The 17,616-nt window shown below is 33.6% G+C and carries 18 protein-coding genes; 9 read left to right on the top strand and 9 right to left on the bottom strand.

From position 1 onward, the window contains the following. Window positions 1-7: 7 nt before the first annotated feature. Complete coding sequence (locus J8M14_RS03890) at window positions 8-1,237, bottom strand: HD domain-containing protein (protein ID WP_211073245.1); 1,230 nt, start codon at window positions 1,235-1,237, stop codon at window positions 8-10. A gap of 138 nt (window positions 1,238-1,375) precedes the next feature. Between J8M14_RS03890 and J8M14_RS03885 the strand changes: the two genes are divergently transcribed. The 5 genes from J8M14_RS03885 (at window position 1,376) to J8M14_RS03865 (ending at window position 6,297) form a co-directional block, all read left to right on the top strand. Beyond that, a complete protein-coding gene (locus J8M14_RS03885) occupies window positions 1,376-2,926 on the top strand; it encodes a PglZ domain-containing protein (protein ID WP_211073244.1) in 1,551 nt (516 codons plus the stop codon). 82 nt (window positions 2,927-3,008) lie between these two features. Next, window positions 3,009-3,413 (top strand): tRNA (adenosine(37)-N6)-threonylcarbamoyltransferase complex ATPase subunit type 1 TsaE, encoded by a 405-nt coding sequence (tsaE, locus tag J8M14_RS03880; RefSeq protein ID WP_211073243.1) that lies wholly within the window; start codon window positions 3,009-3,011, stop codon window positions 3,411-3,413. A gap of 263 nt (window positions 3,414-3,676) precedes the next feature. After that, window positions 3,677-3,874 carry a hypothetical protein gene (locus J8M14_RS03875; protein ID WP_211073242.1) on the top strand — a complete coding sequence of 66 codons (198 nt, stop codon included), beginning with the start codon at window positions 3,677-3,679 and terminating at the stop codon, window positions 3,872-3,874. A 548-nt stretch (window positions 3,875-4,422) separates the two neighbouring features. After that, window positions 4,423-5,625 (top strand): alanine dehydrogenase, encoded by a 1,203-nt coding sequence (locus J8M14_RS03870; RefSeq protein ID WP_211073241.1) that lies wholly within the window; start codon window positions 4,423-4,425, stop codon window positions 5,623-5,625. 297 nt (window positions 5,626-5,922) lie between these two features. Continuing rightward, window positions 5,923-6,297 (top strand): DUF4258 domain-containing protein, encoded by a 375-nt coding sequence (locus J8M14_RS03865; RefSeq protein ID WP_211073240.1) that lies wholly within the window; start codon window positions 5,923-5,925, stop codon window positions 6,295-6,297. Here the strand turns inward: J8M14_RS03865 and J8M14_RS03860 are convergent, their stop codons facing one another. Genes J8M14_RS03860 through J8M14_RS03850 form a run of 3 tightly spaced genes read right to left on the bottom strand, consistent with a single transcriptional unit; the run spans window position 6,298 to window position 7,793 of the window. Next, window positions 6,298-6,816, bottom strand: a complete 519-nt coding sequence (locus J8M14_RS03860; RefSeq protein ID WP_211073239.1) for a GNAT family N-acetyltransferase — start codon at window positions 6,814-6,816, stop codon at window positions 6,298-6,300. Window positions 6,817-6,820: 4 nt separating this feature from the next. Further along, window positions 6,821-7,102: a DUF1272 domain-containing protein gene (locus tag J8M14_RS03855; RefSeq protein WP_348772822.1), complete on the bottom strand. Its 282-nt coding sequence runs from the start codon at window positions 7,100-7,102 to the stop codon at window positions 6,821-6,823. A 28-nt stretch (window positions 7,103-7,130) separates the two neighbouring features. Then, the gene (locus tag J8M14_RS03850; RefSeq protein ID WP_211073235.1) at window positions 7,131-7,793 is read right to left on the bottom strand and encodes a pyridoxamine 5'-phosphate oxidase family protein; all 663 of its coding nucleotides are present in this window, start codon (window positions 7,791-7,793) and stop codon (window positions 7,131-7,133) included. Between the two features lie 84 nt (window positions 7,794-7,877). Here J8M14_RS03850 and J8M14_RS03845 point away from each other — a divergent pair, with 84 nt between their 5' ends. Beyond that, entirely contained in the window at window positions 7,878-9,368 is a 1,491-nt protein-coding gene (locus J8M14_RS03845) for a PLP-dependent aminotransferase family protein (protein WP_211073233.1), read from the top strand. A 19-nt stretch (window positions 9,369-9,387) separates the two neighbouring features. On the opposite strand, the gene J8M14_RS03840 is transcribed toward J8M14_RS03845, so the two are convergent. Continuing rightward, a complete protein-coding gene (locus tag J8M14_RS03840) occupies window positions 9,388-10,332 on the bottom strand; it encodes an alpha/beta hydrolase (RefSeq protein WP_211073231.1) in 945 nt (314 codons plus the stop codon). A 346-nt stretch (window positions 10,333-10,678) separates the two neighbouring features. Here J8M14_RS03840 and J8M14_RS03835 point away from each other — a divergent pair, with 346 nt between their 5' ends. Both J8M14_RS03835 and J8M14_RS03830 read left to right on the top strand, forming a co-directional pair. Continuing rightward, on the top strand, window positions 10,679-11,035 hold the full coding sequence (locus tag J8M14_RS03835) for a hypothetical protein (protein ID WP_211073229.1): 357 nt from the start codon (window positions 10,679-10,681) through the stop codon (window positions 11,033-11,035). Window positions 11,036-11,175: 140 nt separating this feature from the next. Further along, window positions 11,176-11,586 carry a hypothetical protein gene (locus J8M14_RS03830; protein ID WP_211073228.1) on the top strand — a complete coding sequence of 137 codons (411 nt, stop codon included), beginning with the start codon at window positions 11,176-11,178 and terminating at the stop codon, window positions 11,584-11,586. Between the two features lie 131 nt (window positions 11,587-11,717). On the opposite strand, the gene katG is transcribed toward J8M14_RS03830, so the two are convergent. From katG to J8M14_RS03810, 4 genes are all read right to left on the bottom strand, one after another. After that, window positions 11,718-13,994, bottom strand: a complete 2,277-nt coding sequence (gene katG / locus J8M14_RS03825; protein ID WP_211073227.1) for a catalase/peroxidase HPI — start codon at window positions 13,992-13,994, stop codon at window positions 11,718-11,720. Between the two features lie 205 nt (window positions 13,995-14,199). Continuing rightward, on the bottom strand, window positions 14,200-14,766 hold the full coding sequence (locus J8M14_RS03820) for a pentapeptide repeat-containing protein (protein WP_211073226.1): 567 nt from the start codon (window positions 14,764-14,766) through the stop codon (window positions 14,200-14,202). A 9-nt stretch (window positions 14,767-14,775) separates the two neighbouring features. Further along, window positions 14,776-15,153: a VOC family protein gene (locus tag J8M14_RS03815; RefSeq protein WP_211073225.1), complete on the bottom strand. Its 378-nt coding sequence runs from the start codon at window positions 15,151-15,153 to the stop codon at window positions 14,776-14,778. After that, window positions 15,154-16,326 carry a proline dehydrogenase family protein gene (locus J8M14_RS03810; protein ID WP_211073224.1) on the bottom strand — a complete coding sequence of 391 codons (1,173 nt, stop codon included), beginning with the start codon at window positions 16,324-16,326 and terminating at the stop codon, window positions 15,154-15,156. Between the two features lie 165 nt (window positions 16,327-16,491). On the opposite strand from J8M14_RS03810, the gene aroB reads away from it, so the two are divergent. Beyond that, entirely contained in the window at window positions 16,492-17,562 is a 1,071-nt protein-coding gene (gene aroB, locus J8M14_RS03805) for a 3-dehydroquinate synthase (protein ID WP_211073223.1), read from the top strand. Window positions 17,563-17,616: the final 54 nt, after the last annotated feature.

Below are 17,616 nucleotides of genomic sequence, written 5' to 3'. Positions count from 1 at the left end.
AAATGTGTTAATCTTCGTGCTTTGGGTAGCATATAAAATATTTAGTTACGGGTTTTGAAAGTGCTTTGAGATTAAATTGATCTGTAGCCTTAACTATATCTACTATTTTATTTGACTTATATAATATATTTATATTTTGTTTGTTTTGATGATAAGCCTGGTTAGAAATAGCTCCTGTAAATACAAAATAACGGGCTTCTTCCTCAGAAATTTTATAATCATACATAAACTTATCTATACGAGTCTGAACTTTTTGTTCGCTAAAAGCTTTCTTTTTAACCTTTATCTTAAGAAGGTCTCTATCAATAATCATTGATGATAAACGACTAAGTACAAAATCATCACACCTTGTCCATTCCTTCATAGCCAAAACAATATCATAATCATCTAATCGAGAAAAAGTCTCTAAAACTTCTAAAGTGAAATTATCTGATGTTATTTTATGCTCTAAAAAAAAAGTCAACGCCTCACTTGCATGTAACTTAATACCTCTTTCTACTAATTCTTTGGCTCGCTTAAGAACCCTGATCAATAAACTCTCTGCAACCAGACTTGTCTTATGTAGATACACCTGCCAATACATTAATCGTCTAGCCAGTAAAAATTTTTCTACAGAATATATCCCTTTTTCTTCGACTACCAATTCATCATCAACCACTGTAAGCATAGTAATCAAACGTTCACTATTAATATTACCTTCAGCAACTCCGGTATAAAAACTATCTCGTTTCAGATAGTCTAAACGATCCATATCCAACTGACCCGAAATCAACTGATGCAAAAAATTACGGTGGTACTCTCCTTTGAATATTTGAATAGCAAGCGTTAAACTACCGTTAAATTCTTTATTAATTTTCTCCATAAACATAAGAGAAATCGATTCATGATTCACTTCATTCACTATACTATGTTCCATAGCATGAGAGAAAGGTCCGTGACCAATATCATGTAATAAAATAGCGATATATAATGCATTTTCTTCCTCATCAGATATATTAACTCCTTTAAAACGAAGGACTCGCACAGTGTTTTGCATAAGATACATGCAGCCTAGTGCATGATGAAAACGTGTATGATGTGCTCCTGGATATACTAAGTATGAAAGTCCCATCTGTGATATTCTTCGTAATCTTTGAAAATATCTATGTTCTATGAGATCAAAAATTAGTTCGTTTGGTATCGTAATAAAACCGTAAATTGGGTCGTTTAATATTTTAAGTTTATTTCTTTTTTTCAAGTTTATTTTACTTTTACAAAAACAAATATACATATATGCAGTTCATAACTTGCATTTCAATATGAATACAAGTTATTTTTTGACATAAACAGAAAATAATTACGTCTTTTAGATTAATAATAGCAAAAATTAAAATACATGAGCAATATAAAAATACTGTGGGTGGATGATGAAATTGATTTATTAAAACCGCATATATTATTTCTTGAACAGAAAAATTATGATGTAACCAAATGTCAAAGTGGTACCGAAGCTCTGGAAGTATTGGATGAAGATAATTTTGATATTGTTTTTTTAGACGAAAACATGCCTGGGTTATCAGGAATAGAGACTTTATCAGAGATTAAGGAAAAAAAAGATAGTCTACCAGTGGTAATGATTACCAAAAGTGAAGAAGAATATATTATGGAAGAAGCAATTGGCAGTAAAATTGCCGATTACCTCATTAAACCTGTTAATCCAAACCAAATATTATTAAGTCTAAAGAAAAATCTGGATAACTCTAGATTGGTTTCAGAAAAAACTACTTCTAACTATCAACAAGAATTTAGAAAAATAGCAATGGATATGGCTATGGTAAATTCTTTTGAAGAGTGGGCAGATTTATATCAAAGACTTATTTATTGGGAAATACAATTAGAAGATATTGAGGATACAGGTATGTTTGAGATTTTGGAATCACAAAAAGTTGAAGCTAATTCCCAATTCTGCAAATTTATTGATAAAAACTATCCAACATGGTTTGGTGGTAATTCTGATGCCCCAATAATGTCTCACACATTATTTAAAGAAAAAGTGTTACCAGAAATTAGCAAAGATCAACCTACACTATTTGTAGTAATCGACAATCTAAGATATGATCAGTGGAAAGCTTTTGAACCGGCAGTAAATAATTACTATAAAAAAGAATACGAAACTTCATATTATAGTATCCTTCCTACCGCCACTCAATATGCACGTAATGCAATTTTCTCTGGTTTAATGCCCTCTGAAATGAAGAAAAGACATCCTGACTTATGGTTAGATGACACTGATGAAGGCGGTAAAAACATGAATGAAAATGAGTTCCTTACTGCACAATTACAGCGATTAGGCTTAAACATAAAGCATGAGTACTACAAAATCACTAACGAAAGATCCGGAAAAACACTAGCAGCTAACTTTAAGGGATTAAAAGATAATGACCTTACTGTAGTTGTATACAATTTTGTGGATATGTTATCACATAGTAAGACCGAAATGGAAGTCATCAAAGAATTAGCTTCTAATGACAAGTCATATCGATCTCTTACACAAAGCTGGTTTAAAAACTCTCCTTTGCTAGATATGATTCAACAAGCCCAACAGCTTGGTTTCAAACTCTTAATTACCACTGATCACGGAACTATAAATGTAAAAAATCCTTCTAAGGTTATTGGTGATAAAAACACCAGTTTAAACTTGCGTTATAAAACTGGTAAAAGCCTTACGTATGAAAACAAAGAGGTTTTAGCAGCTACGGATCCAAAGACAATACATCTTCCTTCAATTAATATGAGTAGTTCCTTTATTTTTGCCAAAGGAGATTATTTCTTTGCTTACCCTAATAATTATAATCATTATGTAAGTTATTACAGAAACACTTATCAACATGGCGGTGTATCTTTAGAAGAAATGGTAATCCCTTTTATTGTATTAAATCCAAGATAGTTTTATTTGATGGTTTTAGTTTATTCTTCATATTTATGATATCATAGTATAAAACTAAAACCATCAACAATTAATATACCTAATGACGATTGAATATACCCTGGATGATCTTTCAGTAGTTGCTAATCAAGTTATTAAAAATACTAAAAGCAATATTCTTCTTTTTGATGCCGAAATGGGAGCTGGAAAAACTACCTTAATAAAAGAAATTAGTAAACAATTAGGAGTTACTGATGCTATTTCCAGCCCAACTTATGCGTTAGTCAACGAATATCATAGTGTTGATAAAATTATTTATCATTTTGACTTCTATAGAATTCAGGATGAAGAGGAAGCTTTTCAAATAGGTTTTGAAGAATATCTTGATACTGATGCTTGGATTTTTATAGAATGGCCAGAAAAAGTTGCCAATTTATTACCTCTTAATGCTCAAAAAGTTGAAATAAAAGTAATAAATAACGGTAAACGAGTATTATTTTTGAGGTAAAAAGTGTTAAAAGCTACGGTTTTACAAAAATTTAACAACACCATTCATTTTCTTACATAAAATCTTATTTATTTTTATCAAGCAATATAAAGAGTATTTTAATCGGTTAATTAGGTGTTTTATCACATTTAAAAATTCATAAATACCATTTCTAAATAGTAAAAACTTGAGCTTAGAGCTTGCAAAATTACTGTTTTTTTGAATCGGTTAGTAGTTGTTTTTTCTTATAAGTTTATGGATCAACTAATTAAAACCCTAGAACAATGAAAATCACAACAATCATCTTTACCCTGTTTTTTTTAAGTAGTTATTATTCTATTACCCAAATGGATAATGACGGACAAAAAAACAGTAACGAAATTCACACTCCTCGCACACAAAATGACAAAACTAACGCACAAAACCCTTTCGCCAAAGGAGCAATCAAAGCAAGTAAAATTAAAAAACCTAAGAGTAGCTAGTATAATTATTTTACTTATATCTACAATTCCTTTTTTATTTTACATTAATGAATTATTCCCAGATTCTGTAATTTGGGAAAATTCTTTTTTTATTTATAAGAGCAAATATTATGAAAGTGTTAATGTTTTTGTCTGGGTTGTACTTGGAAAATTAATTCCTTTATTACTTTTTTTAATCTGGTTTTTCACCTGTAAACATTGGTGGTATCTTGTAATTCTTATTCCTATTGCACTATACACATTTCAATTATCTTCTATAATTATTGAAGATTCTGAGATTATTGATTATCGAGATATATATCTTTTAATACCATTTATTGGTGTTATTTTAATAGTACTACACATCATAAGAACAAAAATATTTGACCAAATACATGGAATTGATCTTTCGGAACTAAGAAAGTTTAGAAAAAAATCCTGAAAAAACTGGATATGATAGATTATATATTAAAAAAACAAATTATATCTTAATACCTCTTATCTAAAACCAAACAACATTTGCATACTATTCATTTTTATTCGTACTTTGAGTATTGAATTTCGCACAAATGAATACACCTACATCACCTTTTACTAAAGAACAGTTACTACCACAAGAAGAAATGATTGAAGTAGCTCGTAAAAAAGGTAAGCTATTTATTGGAATCCCCAAAGAAACCAGTTATCAGGAAAAACGTGTTTGCCTAACTCCAGATGCTGTTGCAGCACTAACAGCACATGGGCATCGTGTTTTATTAGAAGCCAATGCCGGAATCGGAGCTAGTTTTTCTGATCGTGATTATAGTGAGGCGGGTGCAGAAATTACTAATGACAAAACAAAAGTATTTGGTTGTCCGATTATTCTTAAAGTAGAACCACCATCACTGGAGGAGTTAGAACATATCAATCCGCAAACTGTCCTAATCTCGGCATTACAACTCAAAACCCAATCTAAGGATTATTTCCAGAATCTTGCAAAAAAAAGAATTACTGCGCTTGGATTCGAATTTATTCGTGATGCAGACGGAGCGTATCCTGCAGTTAGAGCACTAAGCGAGATAGCAGGTACAGCTTCTGTACTTATCGCATCAGAACTTATGAGTAGTGTGACTACTAATGGTTCTGGACTAATGATGGGTAATATTAGTGGTGTGCCGCCGGTAGAAGTGGTAATTCTTGGAGCAGGAACTGTTGGCGAATTTGCCGCACGTTCTGCTATAGGGCTTGGTGCTAATGTTAAGGTGTTTGATAATTCAATTACAAAATTACGATGTATTCAGACCAATGTAGGTCGACCATTATATACTTCCACCATACAGCCCAAAAATTTATTAAAAGCCTTACGTAGGTGTGATGTAGTGATTGGAGCCGTACGTGGTAAAAACCGTGCTCCTATTATTGTTACAGAAACTATGGTAGAACGCATGAAATCCGGAGCTGTAGTGATTGATGTAAGTATTGATATGGGTGGGTGTTTTGAAACTAGTGAAGTAACTACACACGATCACCCTACATTTGAAAAACACGGAGTCCTGCACTACTGTGTTCCTAATATTCCATCTCGATATGCCAGGACATCATCATTATCCATTAGTAATATATTTACACCTTATTTATTGCAGATTGGTGATGAAGGTGGAATTGAAAATGCTGTGCGATTTGATAGAGGATTGAAAAATGGGTTATACTTCTATCACGGAATCCTTACCAGCAAACCTATAGCAGATTGGTTTGATCTTTCTTATCGAGATATTAATTTATTGATTTTGTAAAAGGTACTAAGTATCAAAAACGCTAAGAATCTAAGTAGCAAAGTGACTTGTGAACTAGAATGCAAATGTTTTTTTGGGTTCTGGATCAAACAAGAGATGACAATATAATATTATTTTGTCATTCCTGTGAAGGCAGGAATTCCACCGATTCAACCGTGTAATTCTGGTAATGGATTCCAGGTCAAGCCTGGAATGACAAAAGAATACTTAAAAGTGAGCTTTGCGAACATACTCACCTCTCAATGGCTCACTAACTATTAAAAACTTTCATTACTTTTGACTCCAAATTTATAGTACATGAAACTAGCGCAACGTTTGTTCTATTACCTTGGTGGGTTTGCCATCGGACTTATTTTATTATTCTTTTTTTTAGGAGGCAAAAAAACTTCCTGTGATTATAGCCCAACCGCCAGAGTACTTAAAAACATACGAATCAAAGAAAGAGTTTTTTCTGAGCAAGCATTAACAAACATGCAGCAATATCAGATTGATACTGCTGATATTTCTCATATGCTTTTAAAAGGAAGTGTGGATTTCTCTAAAAGTAATACGAAGTTAGATTCTTGTAAAATTTATTTTATTGAAGGAGAAATTAAAAAGCAGAATATTGGCTTAATAATCAAAAATTGTGATTCTATTGCAAAAGTAAATACTTTAGAAATTATCAAATAATCAAATCAATTTTCTACCCATAACCCAAAATTCAAAATCTTCTTTTCCTATACTATAAGGATGCTCTCCTACTATTAGATAATCATTACGCTTATAAAATGCAATTGCTCTTTCATTTTGCTTTAATGCAGACAACCATAGATATTCTTGACCTTCCTCTATAGCTTTGTCAAAAATCAATTGCTGAAGTCTACTTCCTATACCCTTTGAAGAAGTTCCTTTTAACATATATAACTTCTGTAGCTTACAAGTTTTATCATTTTTAATAAAATCGGATGGAGAATCTAATTGCAATTTAGCATAACCTATGGGACTATCATCCTCTTTAACTAACCAATATATATTATGTGATTTTTGAATACTTTGAGTGATTTTTTCCAAAGAAAATGTTTTTCTCAAATACCCTTCAATATCCTCTCGATCCCTAAACAGATAGCCAAAGGATTGATCAAATGTAGTTGCTCCCAAATAAGATATATTTTCTGCATCTTCAATTTTAGCTCGACTTAAACTTATCATTCAACTATCTTTTTCTTGGATCAATATCTTTAAATTCCTGTAATAATTTCTCAAACTTATTCTTATCAACAGGCTTATATACTGTTTTATCACTTAAGGGATACTTCTCTAATGTTCCAAAAGGTCTGGTAGGTCTTTTTTCAAAACCACCCCCACAATTAGGGCAAACATTATACAATATATTATCTACACAATCCTTACAAAATGTACACTCAAAAGTACAAATCATAGCTTCATCACTTTGATTAGGCAATGGTTTATTACAGTTTTCGCAGCTCGGGCGCATTTCTAACATAATTTGTTTCGCTTAAAATTTATTGTTTATTCTTCTTAACATAATCCAACACAGCTTCTGGTACCTTGACATTTTCTGATAAATCATCATTTGACACCGCATTATAAGCTACTTGTTTAATAGGTACTACCCCTGCCCATATTGGTAAGTTATGATCGTCCGGTTCATCCTTTACTCCTTCTGCCCTAACCTTTGCCGAAGCTGTTTCAATCTTAATTTCTAAGACTAAAGTAGCGTTAAATTCCTTATCATTGGGTTGTCGAACATTATCCCAATGCCCTGGGACCATATGGTTAAGAATACAGGCTAATGCTTCCATTTTTTCTTCTGGTTCTTCTATCTTTTTTACTTTACCAAAAACATTTACCGATCGATAGTTTGCAGAATGATGAAATGCAGATCTTGCTAATACTAAACCATCTAGATGAGTAACAGAGATACTAGCTTCACCAGCTTCTAGCAAACTAAGCATCATACGGTTTTTGAGGGAACCGTGAATATAAATTTTATCCTCTTTTCTTGCATAAGCTGTAGGGATTACAATAGCTTTCCCTTCCCAAACATAACCCACATGACATAAAAAGGCATCATCTAAAATTTTATTAATCGCATCTATATCATAATTTGCTCGTTTTGGTCCTCGAACCACTTTGTTTAGTGTAGAAACTGGATATTTTGACATCTTTTAATTTTTTAATACAACCAAAACTACTAGTTTTATGGGGTATTATATCAATCCAGTTTTTATATACTTAGTAGTCCAGTTATGTTTCCTTTTAAAAATAATATCAACTTAGATCGTAACTCCAGTCGTAACCTATATCTTCAGGTATGTGATCAAATCATTAGTTTTATTAAATCCGGAAAACTACCGCCATCTATTAAATTGCCTGGCTCTAGAAAACTTGCAAACGATTTGAATATCCATCGTAAAACTGTGATTTCGGCGTATGATGAACTTATTTCCCAAGGATGGATTGAAGCAATACCGGCAAAAGGAAGTTTTGTAACGAGCACCTTGCCCATCATTCATCCTAAAAAAATTATTGAAAACTCACCCAAAAATAAATACAACAACAAAAGTGGTTTTGAATTTATTAATCGACTTCATCTATATCGCTCACCAATATTATTACCTAATACCGAAGTATTAAAAATCGATGATGGTGTTCCTGATATTCGATTAGCTCCAATTGATGAAATCGCAAGAACTTATAGAAATATTACTAAAAAAGCACATCACAAAAAACTCCTGACATATGATTCAATTTATGGAAATCTAGAACTTAGAAAAGCACTGGTAATATACCTTAATCAAACGAGAGGCTTACACATAAACGAAGATAATATTTTGATTACCAGAGGAAGTCAAATGGGAATTTATCTTGTTAGTCAATTACTACTTAATCCAAAAAAACGAATCATTGTTGGTAATACCAACTATATGACAGCTGACAACACTTTTGAAGAAGCTGAAGGAATTATTGAACAAGTCCCTGTTGATCCTCAAGGATTAGATACAATGGCTATTGAAAAGCTTTGTAAAACCAAAGACATAACAGCCGTTTATGTTACATCGCATCATCATCATCCCACTACGGTAACGCTCTCTGCTGAACGACGAATGCATCTATTGGGTTTAGCACAGCAGTATAAGTTTGCTATTGTAGAAGATGACTATGATTATGATTTTCATTATAACAATGCCCCTATCTTACCTCTTGCTAGTAATGATACCAATGGAAATGTGATCTATATTGGTGGATTTACTAAAATTATTGCCCCAGCAATGAGAATTGGATATTTAATTGCTCCAAAAGATTTTGTAGACGAAGCCGCAAGACTTCGCCGTATTATTGACAGGCAAGGAGATACAATCTTAGAACAAACTCTTGCCAATATGATTACTGCTGGTGATATACAAAGGCATTGCAACAAGGTTTTAAAAATCTACAAATCCCGTCGTGATCTGTTTTGTAAACTTCTAAAAGAAAGACTAGGAGATTGTTTTGATTTTGAAATCCCCAAAGGAGGAATGGCTGTTTGGGTGCAACTTCACAAACAATACAATTGGGATGATGTAATCTCTGAAGCTCATAAACACAACCTAATGTTAAACCCGGAATGGCGAAGGTATGATAATGATAACTCTAACCACAATGGAATTAGGATAGGGTTTGCTGCTTTGAACGAAGATGAGATTTATAGATTCATTGATTTAATGATAAAGGCAATGAAGTCAGTCAAAAAAAAGTAAAGAATATCACAATCCATTCCTATCTCGCTAAAAACTTAATCACTTCAAATAAACTTTCATCCGGACTTTCTTCCATCGGTACATGCCCGGTATTTTCAAGAATTACCAATTCTGCGTTTGGTAACTCATTAACTAAACCTTGCCCCTGCTGTAGTGGAATCCACAGATCATCTGCCCCCCATAAAACTAAAGTTTCAGCATTTACTTTTTTTAATTTCTCTACATTGCTATTATGTTGAGTTTTTATCCTATCTATAAAAGCCTGACGATTACCCTCTCTAAGCATTAGATCATAATATCTATCCACGAGCTCATCCGTAATTTTTTGGTCATCAAAATATACTTGTTCCAAGTTTTTTCGAACCATTGATTTAGGAGTTATATACCTAACTACAGAATTAATAACCGGAGTTCTGGCTAATTTAAAAACCCAAGGCGTTTTTTTCTCAGATGAAGAAGGGTAACCACTTGCATCGATAAGAATAAGCTTTTTAACTTTATCCGGATAATCCGCCACAAAATTCCATGCGATATGACCTCCTAGTGAGTTTCCAACCATATAACAACTATCTACCTGAAGTTGAGAAAGAAATTCATTCACAAAATCAGTATATGCTTTTATACTATACTTACTACTTGGATTAGGTCCTGTTAAACCAAATGCAGGTAAATCCATTCGTATCACTCGATAGTTTTTGGTTAATCCATCTGCCCAATGATTCCAGGTGTGCAAAGATGCTCCGGTGCCATGTATCAAAACTATAGGTATTCCTTGGCCTTCATCACGATAATGTACATCCATTCCGTTTATGTTTATAAACTTTGATGTTTGATTAGCATATTTCAATTTCAACTCATCAACAGGAATATCCCATACAACTAGTGAATACAGAAAAAGTAACAGCAAAGTTATAATCAAAAGAAATATAACCTTCTTTTTTCTTAACTGCGTAATGAGATTCATCCTAGTTTTTTTTAATTCGATTTATACTACTGGGAATTATGTATAATATGTATACGTATTACAAATCTAGTTGATTTTCAGATAGTAACACAAGTTTTTAGCAATCCAATTTTAACATATTATTTCCCTTAAAAAGTAATTACAAACAATTTAATACTAGTATGTTAATTTAAAAAAAATCAATAAAAACAGGTGTAAATACGCTATTTTAAATCTCCATACTTTTCGAAATTTGAGCTATATCAAAAACAAAACATTTGAAATAGTAGCTACTCCAGTTTTTTGATTGTAAACGGCGAAATCCGAAAAGCCTATATAAAAAGAGTAGGAAATAAATAAAAATGTTATGGGATTTTATTCAAAAGAGCCGGTAGATCCGGCAAAAACGACTGCAACCTATTTATGGACAGGATTAAGAACACCCGGAATCTTTATTATAAATGTAGAAGGCGATGCGCCTAATTACTCGTATGGTTTCAGCCTAGTTCGTGACCCTCATTTTGTTGGAGGATTAAAAATAGATGCAATGGGTTGGACAGGCCCATTAGGTAAAGGTACAACACCTTATAAAGTCAATGGTTCATTTCCGGGAGAGTACAAATCTAAAATTGTTATTTCCGGTTCTAATGGTGATTTTCCTATCGATGTCAAAGAAGTACCGCACGATCAAGTTGATGATTATATAAAATCAAAAGCTGGATAATTTATCTTTTAGGGATTAACGTCTAACCAATTAAATTAATAAGGTATTAATCCTAATTACAGTAATCCATTTTACACACAGGAGGAATCTGAAAATCCAATATAAAAAAGAGTAAGAAATTAATATTAAAACATATAAAAATGTCTGGACTTGCAAATGCAAATAGTGAATTAAAATTAGGTGGTGGGGCTCAATTTTGGGTTTATCTTTCACCGCAAAATGATACTGCCAAAGTAGTTAAAGGCTGGTCAGTAACTTTATCTCAAGGAAATTGGAGTGACTCTATTACTTCAGAAAACCCAACCAAACAAATAAAGACACCAAACCTTTCTGGTACATTCGATATCAAAATAACAGAGACTGATTATTCTACTAATCCTCCTAGACAGATAGATATTCCTGCACAAGCTCCTAGTACCAATAAAATTGGTTGTAATTCTAATTGTGCTTCTATGGTAGGGATAGTTGCAAATGAAAAAGGACTACCCGGTGGAGCTAATGCAAAATTTTGGACCACATGGGATGCTATGTGCGCTAGCAAGGTATCTTGATCAATTACTATCTAAAAACTAATTGAAACCCAAAAGAAAGATCTAAATATTTGTCTTTCATATTAAAAAGACCCACTTAGTTATGGCAACTAAGTGGGTCTGCAATATCATTTTTTATATAATGAAATAGATTATTTTAGGTCAAATCGATCTAGTGTCATTACCTTGTTCCAAGCTGCTACAAAGTCTTTTACAAATTTTTCTTTTGCATCGTTACTAGCATAAACCTCTGATAATGCTCTTAACTCAGAGTGAGAACCAAAAATAAGATCTGCACGCGTTGCTGTCCATTTCAGTTCATTTGTTTTTCTGTCTCTTCCTTCATATTTTTCTTTTGCATCAGAAACTGCTTTCCAATCGGTACTCATATCCAATAAATTGACAAAGAAGTCATTGGTCAAAGTTCCGGGGCTTTTGGTAAAAACACCGTGTCTGGAATTATCATGATTCGCATTTAAAACACGCATCCCTCCAACGAGAACAGTCATTTCAGGAACTGTAAGGGTTAACAATTGAGCCTTATCAATTAGCAATTCTTCTGTGGTTAATGTATATTTTGTTTTTAAATAATTTCTAAACCCATCAGCCATCGGTTCTAGTACTTCCATACTTTTTTCATCAGTTTGCTCTTGTAAAGCATCCATTCGTCCCGGAGTAAAGGGAACTTTAATAGAATAGCCCGCTTTTTTAGCTGCTTCCTCTATAGCCGCAGCACCACCTAAGACAATCAGATCAGCCATAGAAACCTTTTTACCTTTAGCATTAAAATCGCTTTGGATTTTATCCAGAGTTGTCAATACTTTACCTAATTGTTTGGGATTATTAACCGCCCAGTTTCTCTGAGGGCTTAATCGAATACGAGCTCCATTGGCACCACCTCTCCTATCAGAATCCCGGAAGGTAGATGCAGAAGCCCAAGCTGTAGACACCAATTCACTGATAGTGAGATTAGAATTTAGTATACTTGATTTTAAATCATCAATATCATTGGTATTTACTAATTCATGATCAACTGCCGGAATTGGATCTTGCCAGATAAATTCTTCTTTTGGAATTTCTGGACCAATATATGTAGTCCGAGGCCCCATATCTCTATGTGTTAGCTTAAACCAAGCACGAGCAAAAGCAGTATTAAATTCTTCAGGGTTTTCGAGAAATCTTCTCGAAATCTTTTCATAAGCAGGGTCAAATCGTAGTGAAAGGTCTGTAGTCAACATAGTTGGTTTGTGTCTTTTTTCTGAATCAAAAGCATCTGGAAATATTTCCTCAGAATCTTTGGCTTGCCATTGATGAGCTCCACCAGGACTTTTTGTTAATTCCCATTCATTATTAAATAAATTGGCAAAAAATGTATTATTCCATCGAGTTGGTGTTGCTGTCCAGATCACTTCTAAACCAGAGGTAATAGCATCTTTTCCTTTTCCTGTCTTATAATCACTTTTCCAACCAAATCCTTGTTCTTCTATACTAGCGGCTTCCGGTGAATCACCTAAATGAGATCCGGGTGCGGCACCATGTGTTTTACCCAAAGTATGTCCTCCAGCAATAAGTGCTACTGTTTCTTCGTCATTCATTCCCATACGTCCAAAAGTCTCTCGTATATCCTTTGCAGCCAAAACTGGATCAGGATTACCATTGGGGCCTTCTGGATTAACATATATAAGACCCATCTGAACGGCCGCCAAAGGTTTTTCTAGTTCACGATCACCTGTATAGCGTTCATCATCCAGCATTTTAGATTCCGGACCCCAGTATACATTACTAGCAGGTTCCCAAACATCTTCTCTACCACCGGCAAAACCAATAGTTTTAAAACCCATAGATTCGAAAGCTACGTTTCCGGCTAATATCATTAGATCTGCCCAAGAAATCTTGCTACCATATTTTTGTTTGATTGGCCACAAGAGTCTTCTAGCCTTATCTAGATTTCCATTATCAGGCCAGCTGTTAAGTGGTGCGAAACGCTGTTGACCTTCCCTTGATCCTCCGCGACCATCTCCAGTTCTATATGTTCCTGCACTGTGCCAAGCCATACGAATAAATAACCCTCCATAATGGCCATAATCTGCCGGCCACCAATCTTGTGAATCAGTCATTAAGGCAGTTAAGTCTTTTTTTAGAGCATCATAATCCAAGCTATTAAACTTTTTTGTGTAGCTAAAACCTTCATCCATAGGGTTGGATTTAAATGAATGTTGCCGGAGTACACTTAAGTCCAATTGATTAGGCCACCAATCTCTATTGGTTTTACTATCATTACTTACATTGAGTCCTCCAGATGGGCCTTCTGAGGAGAATCCGAAAGGGCATTTTCCTTTTTCGGCTACATCTCCGTTAGTTTCTTTTTGATTACATCCAGTTAATAGAAGTATCAGGCAGGTTAAGGTTGTTAAGAGTGGTTTTTTCATTTGTGTGTTTTAAGAGTTAATAAATCATTTTATTACCATTCTTTAAATTTAAAAGTAATTTTTCGTAGATAAAAAATTGATAGGATGTATAAAATTATAGTGAAATAGATAACATCTATCACCTGCTATAAAGCAATTCTTAAGAAAAAAGCTGATAATGAATTGAGTTTACCGTATACCCGATAAACTATTAAGGAAGAAAAATTTATTTTACTATCAAGTCATATTTTTCAAGCAAACCTGATAATCCTGATGTACTAAATTTAGCTTTTTTTAGTCTATTATTTTCAGGATCAATCGTAAAGTTTTCTGCAGTTCTAAAATCTACTCTTTCTGCAATGGTATTCTTAAATACTGCATTCGATAGATTACAATTATGAAATACAGAACCTGTAAGATCAGTTTCTGTAAAATCAGCTTCTTTAAGATTACAGTTATTGAATACCGTGTTTTTTAAAACAAAACCATAAAAAGAAGCAAGGTCCAGATTACATTTACCAAATTCTACAGAAAACATAAAGTCATTGCATGTACTAAAATCTAGTCCAAGCATCTTACATTCTACAAAAACTACCTCCTGAAAAGAAGTTTCCTTCATCATCACCGAGCTAAATTTACAATTATCAAATCTACATTCTAGAAAAGTAACGACAGACATATCTGTACTCGAGAAGTCACAATTAACAAAAGTGCAATTATCATATTCTCTGGATGGTAGTTTCTGATCTGAGAAGTTTTGATTTTCAAAAGTTTTATCGATAGTTAGTTGCATGATTATTTTTTAGTTAATCCTCCAAGGTGGATTCTTTCTGTTATCCCCGGCAAAGTACAAAATGATTAGATTTCCATCAGGATCTTTGAGTCGGGCTTCTCTCCATAACCAACTTTGATCAGTGGGTAGCAATTCGAACTGAATGCCTTCAGCCATCAAACGATTTACTTCTATATCTAAGTTTTCAGTTTCAAAATACACATAAACACCATCACCATCAGGCAATTCTTCGACTTGATGAATAGAAAAAGTAGCATCACCTTCCACACATTCGAACCGAGCATAATGAGGCAGAGCTTCTACGATTAATCGTAAACCTAGTTTCTTATAAAAAGTAATAGATGTTGAAACATCTAATGATGGGACTGTGACTTGATTAAGATTCATTTATAATTTCCTGCGCTTCTTTTCTTTAGATAACAAATTCAATTCTCTGCTGGTTTGTCCAGCTACCGAGGTATTTTCTTCCGCTCGACGGATCAAATATGGCATCACATCTCGTACAGGACCAAATGGTAGATATTTAGCAACATTATACCCTTCATTGGCTATATTAAAACTAATATGATCACTCATACCATACAATTGCCCAAACCATACTCTAGAATCATTCTTATCAATATTTAGCTCAGACATTATATCCATGGCTAAATAACTACTTTCTTCATTGTGTGTTCCAATAAAAACCGAAATATCATCTAGATGTTCTAGCGTATACCTCATCGTATCATTAAAATTCTGATCGGTATGTGCTTTATCTTTACAAATTGGTGTAGGATATCCTTTTTCCTCTGCACGGTCATTCTCTTTTTCCATATAAGCACCACGAACGATCTTTACTCCTATTTTAAAATCATACACCTTAGCCTCTTCGTGGAGTTTATTTAAATATTCTAAACGGTCATGCCTGTATAATTGTAATGTATTATACACAATAGCCTTTTCTTTATTATACTTCCGCATCATTTTGGATACTAATTCATCTGCTGCATCCTGCATCCAGCTTTCTTCTCCATCAATTAGTACTGCCACATCACAATCATAGGCTTTTTTACATACAATATCAAAACGTTCTTCAATACGTTGCCATTCTGCTTCTTCCTCAGTTGTTAGCGGAGTACCTTCTGTTTTCTTTTGCCAAATTAAAAATCGTCCGAATCCAGTAGGTTTAAATACTCCAAAAGGCATTGCATCCTTCTCATCTGCGAATTCCAGAAGTTCCAGAGTTTTTTGTAATACAGCATCAAATTGAGCTTCCTCTTCCTTACCTTCTACAGAATAGTCCAGAACAGAGCAAACACCTTTGGTAAACATTTTATCCACCACAGGCATACAATCTTCTTCACTTACTCCTCCACAAAAATGATCAAATACAGTAGCTCTGATTAACCCCTGCACTGGCAAATGCGCCTTGATCGCAAAGTTTGTAACCGCAGTACCGATTCGTACCAAGGGTTCATTAGAAATCATTTTGAATAAAAAATAAGCTCTTTCCAGCTCAGAATCACTTTTTAAGGCAAAAGCATTTTGTGTATTTTCAAACAAGTTATTTTGACTCATCAAAGGTAATTTTTTAGAATTCTTCAGCTCTGAAGATGAATTAATAAAATATTGATAATTTATATGTTTCCTAAGCGATTATTTTAGGATATCTGCAAATATAGAACTTGCGAGTTTATTTTATTGCAAATTCTGCTTAATTTCGCCGATGTTAATCCACGTTATATGAAGCCTATTGTTTCGAAAGATTCTGTTGTGTATTTTAATGAAGAATGTTACTCACAACTAAACACTTATTTATCAGAAACCAACCACTCCAAAATATTCATCCTTGTTGATAGTAATACTCACGAAAACTGCTTATCGCTATTTATGAGTAAAATCGAAGGGGAATATGATATTGAAGTGATCGAAATCGAACCTGGTGAAATTCATAAAAACATAGAAACGTGTAGGGGTATCTGGAATGTTTTGTCTGAGTTGGGCGCTGACCGAAAAAGTTTGATGATCAACCTCGGAGGCGGAGTGGTAACCGATCTTGGTGGGTTTATAGCATGTACTTTTAAACGAGGGATCAATTATATTAATGTTCCTACTACGCTATTAGCTATGGTAGATGCATCTGTTGGAGGAAAAACAGGCGTAGACCTTGGTAACCTTAAAAATATGGTTGGGATCATCAGCGAATCCGAAATGGTTTTGATTGACTCAGCGTACTTAGCAACGCTACCGGTAAATCAGATGTGTAGCGGTTTTGCAGAAATGCTTAAGCATGGATTAATCCAAGATCGTGAATACTGGGAAAAGATCAGGGATCTTTCTAAGCTAGAGCTTGAAGATTTGGATCAGATGATTTATGATTCTGTGGTGATTAAAAACAATATTGTTTTTGAAGACCCTACGGAACAAAACATAAGAAAATATCTCAATTTTGGGCATACTCTGGGACATGCTATCGAGTCTTTCTATTTAACGCATCCTGAGAAACCAACTTTATTACATGGCGAGGCTATAGCCATCGGTATGATAATGGAAGCTTATCTTTCTGTAGAAACCCTTTCTTTGACCACTGAGGAATTAGAGGACATCAGTGAAGTTATTCTTGCAACATTCCCTAAAGTAGATATTGCTCCTGAAGATTATCAATCCATAACAGATTTATTGATCCACGATAAAAAGAATGAAAAAGGTAATATATACTTCGTATTACTAAATACTATTGGTGAGGCAAAATATAACTGTACAGTTTCTGATGCATTGATCATGAAATCTTTCGAATATTATGCTTCGCTTTAAGGTGTTCCTAATATTTTCATACATTTAGAATTCTAAATTCACACAAAACTCAAC

The sequence above is a fragment of the Aquimarina sp. MMG016 genome, from assembly GCF_018100805.1.
Taxonomy (GTDB): domain Bacteria; phylum Bacteroidota; class Bacteroidia; order Flavobacteriales; family Flavobacteriaceae; genus Aquimarina.
The sequence above is the reverse complement of the archived record's forward strand: the minus strand, read 5'-3'. Positions and strand labels throughout refer to the sequence as shown.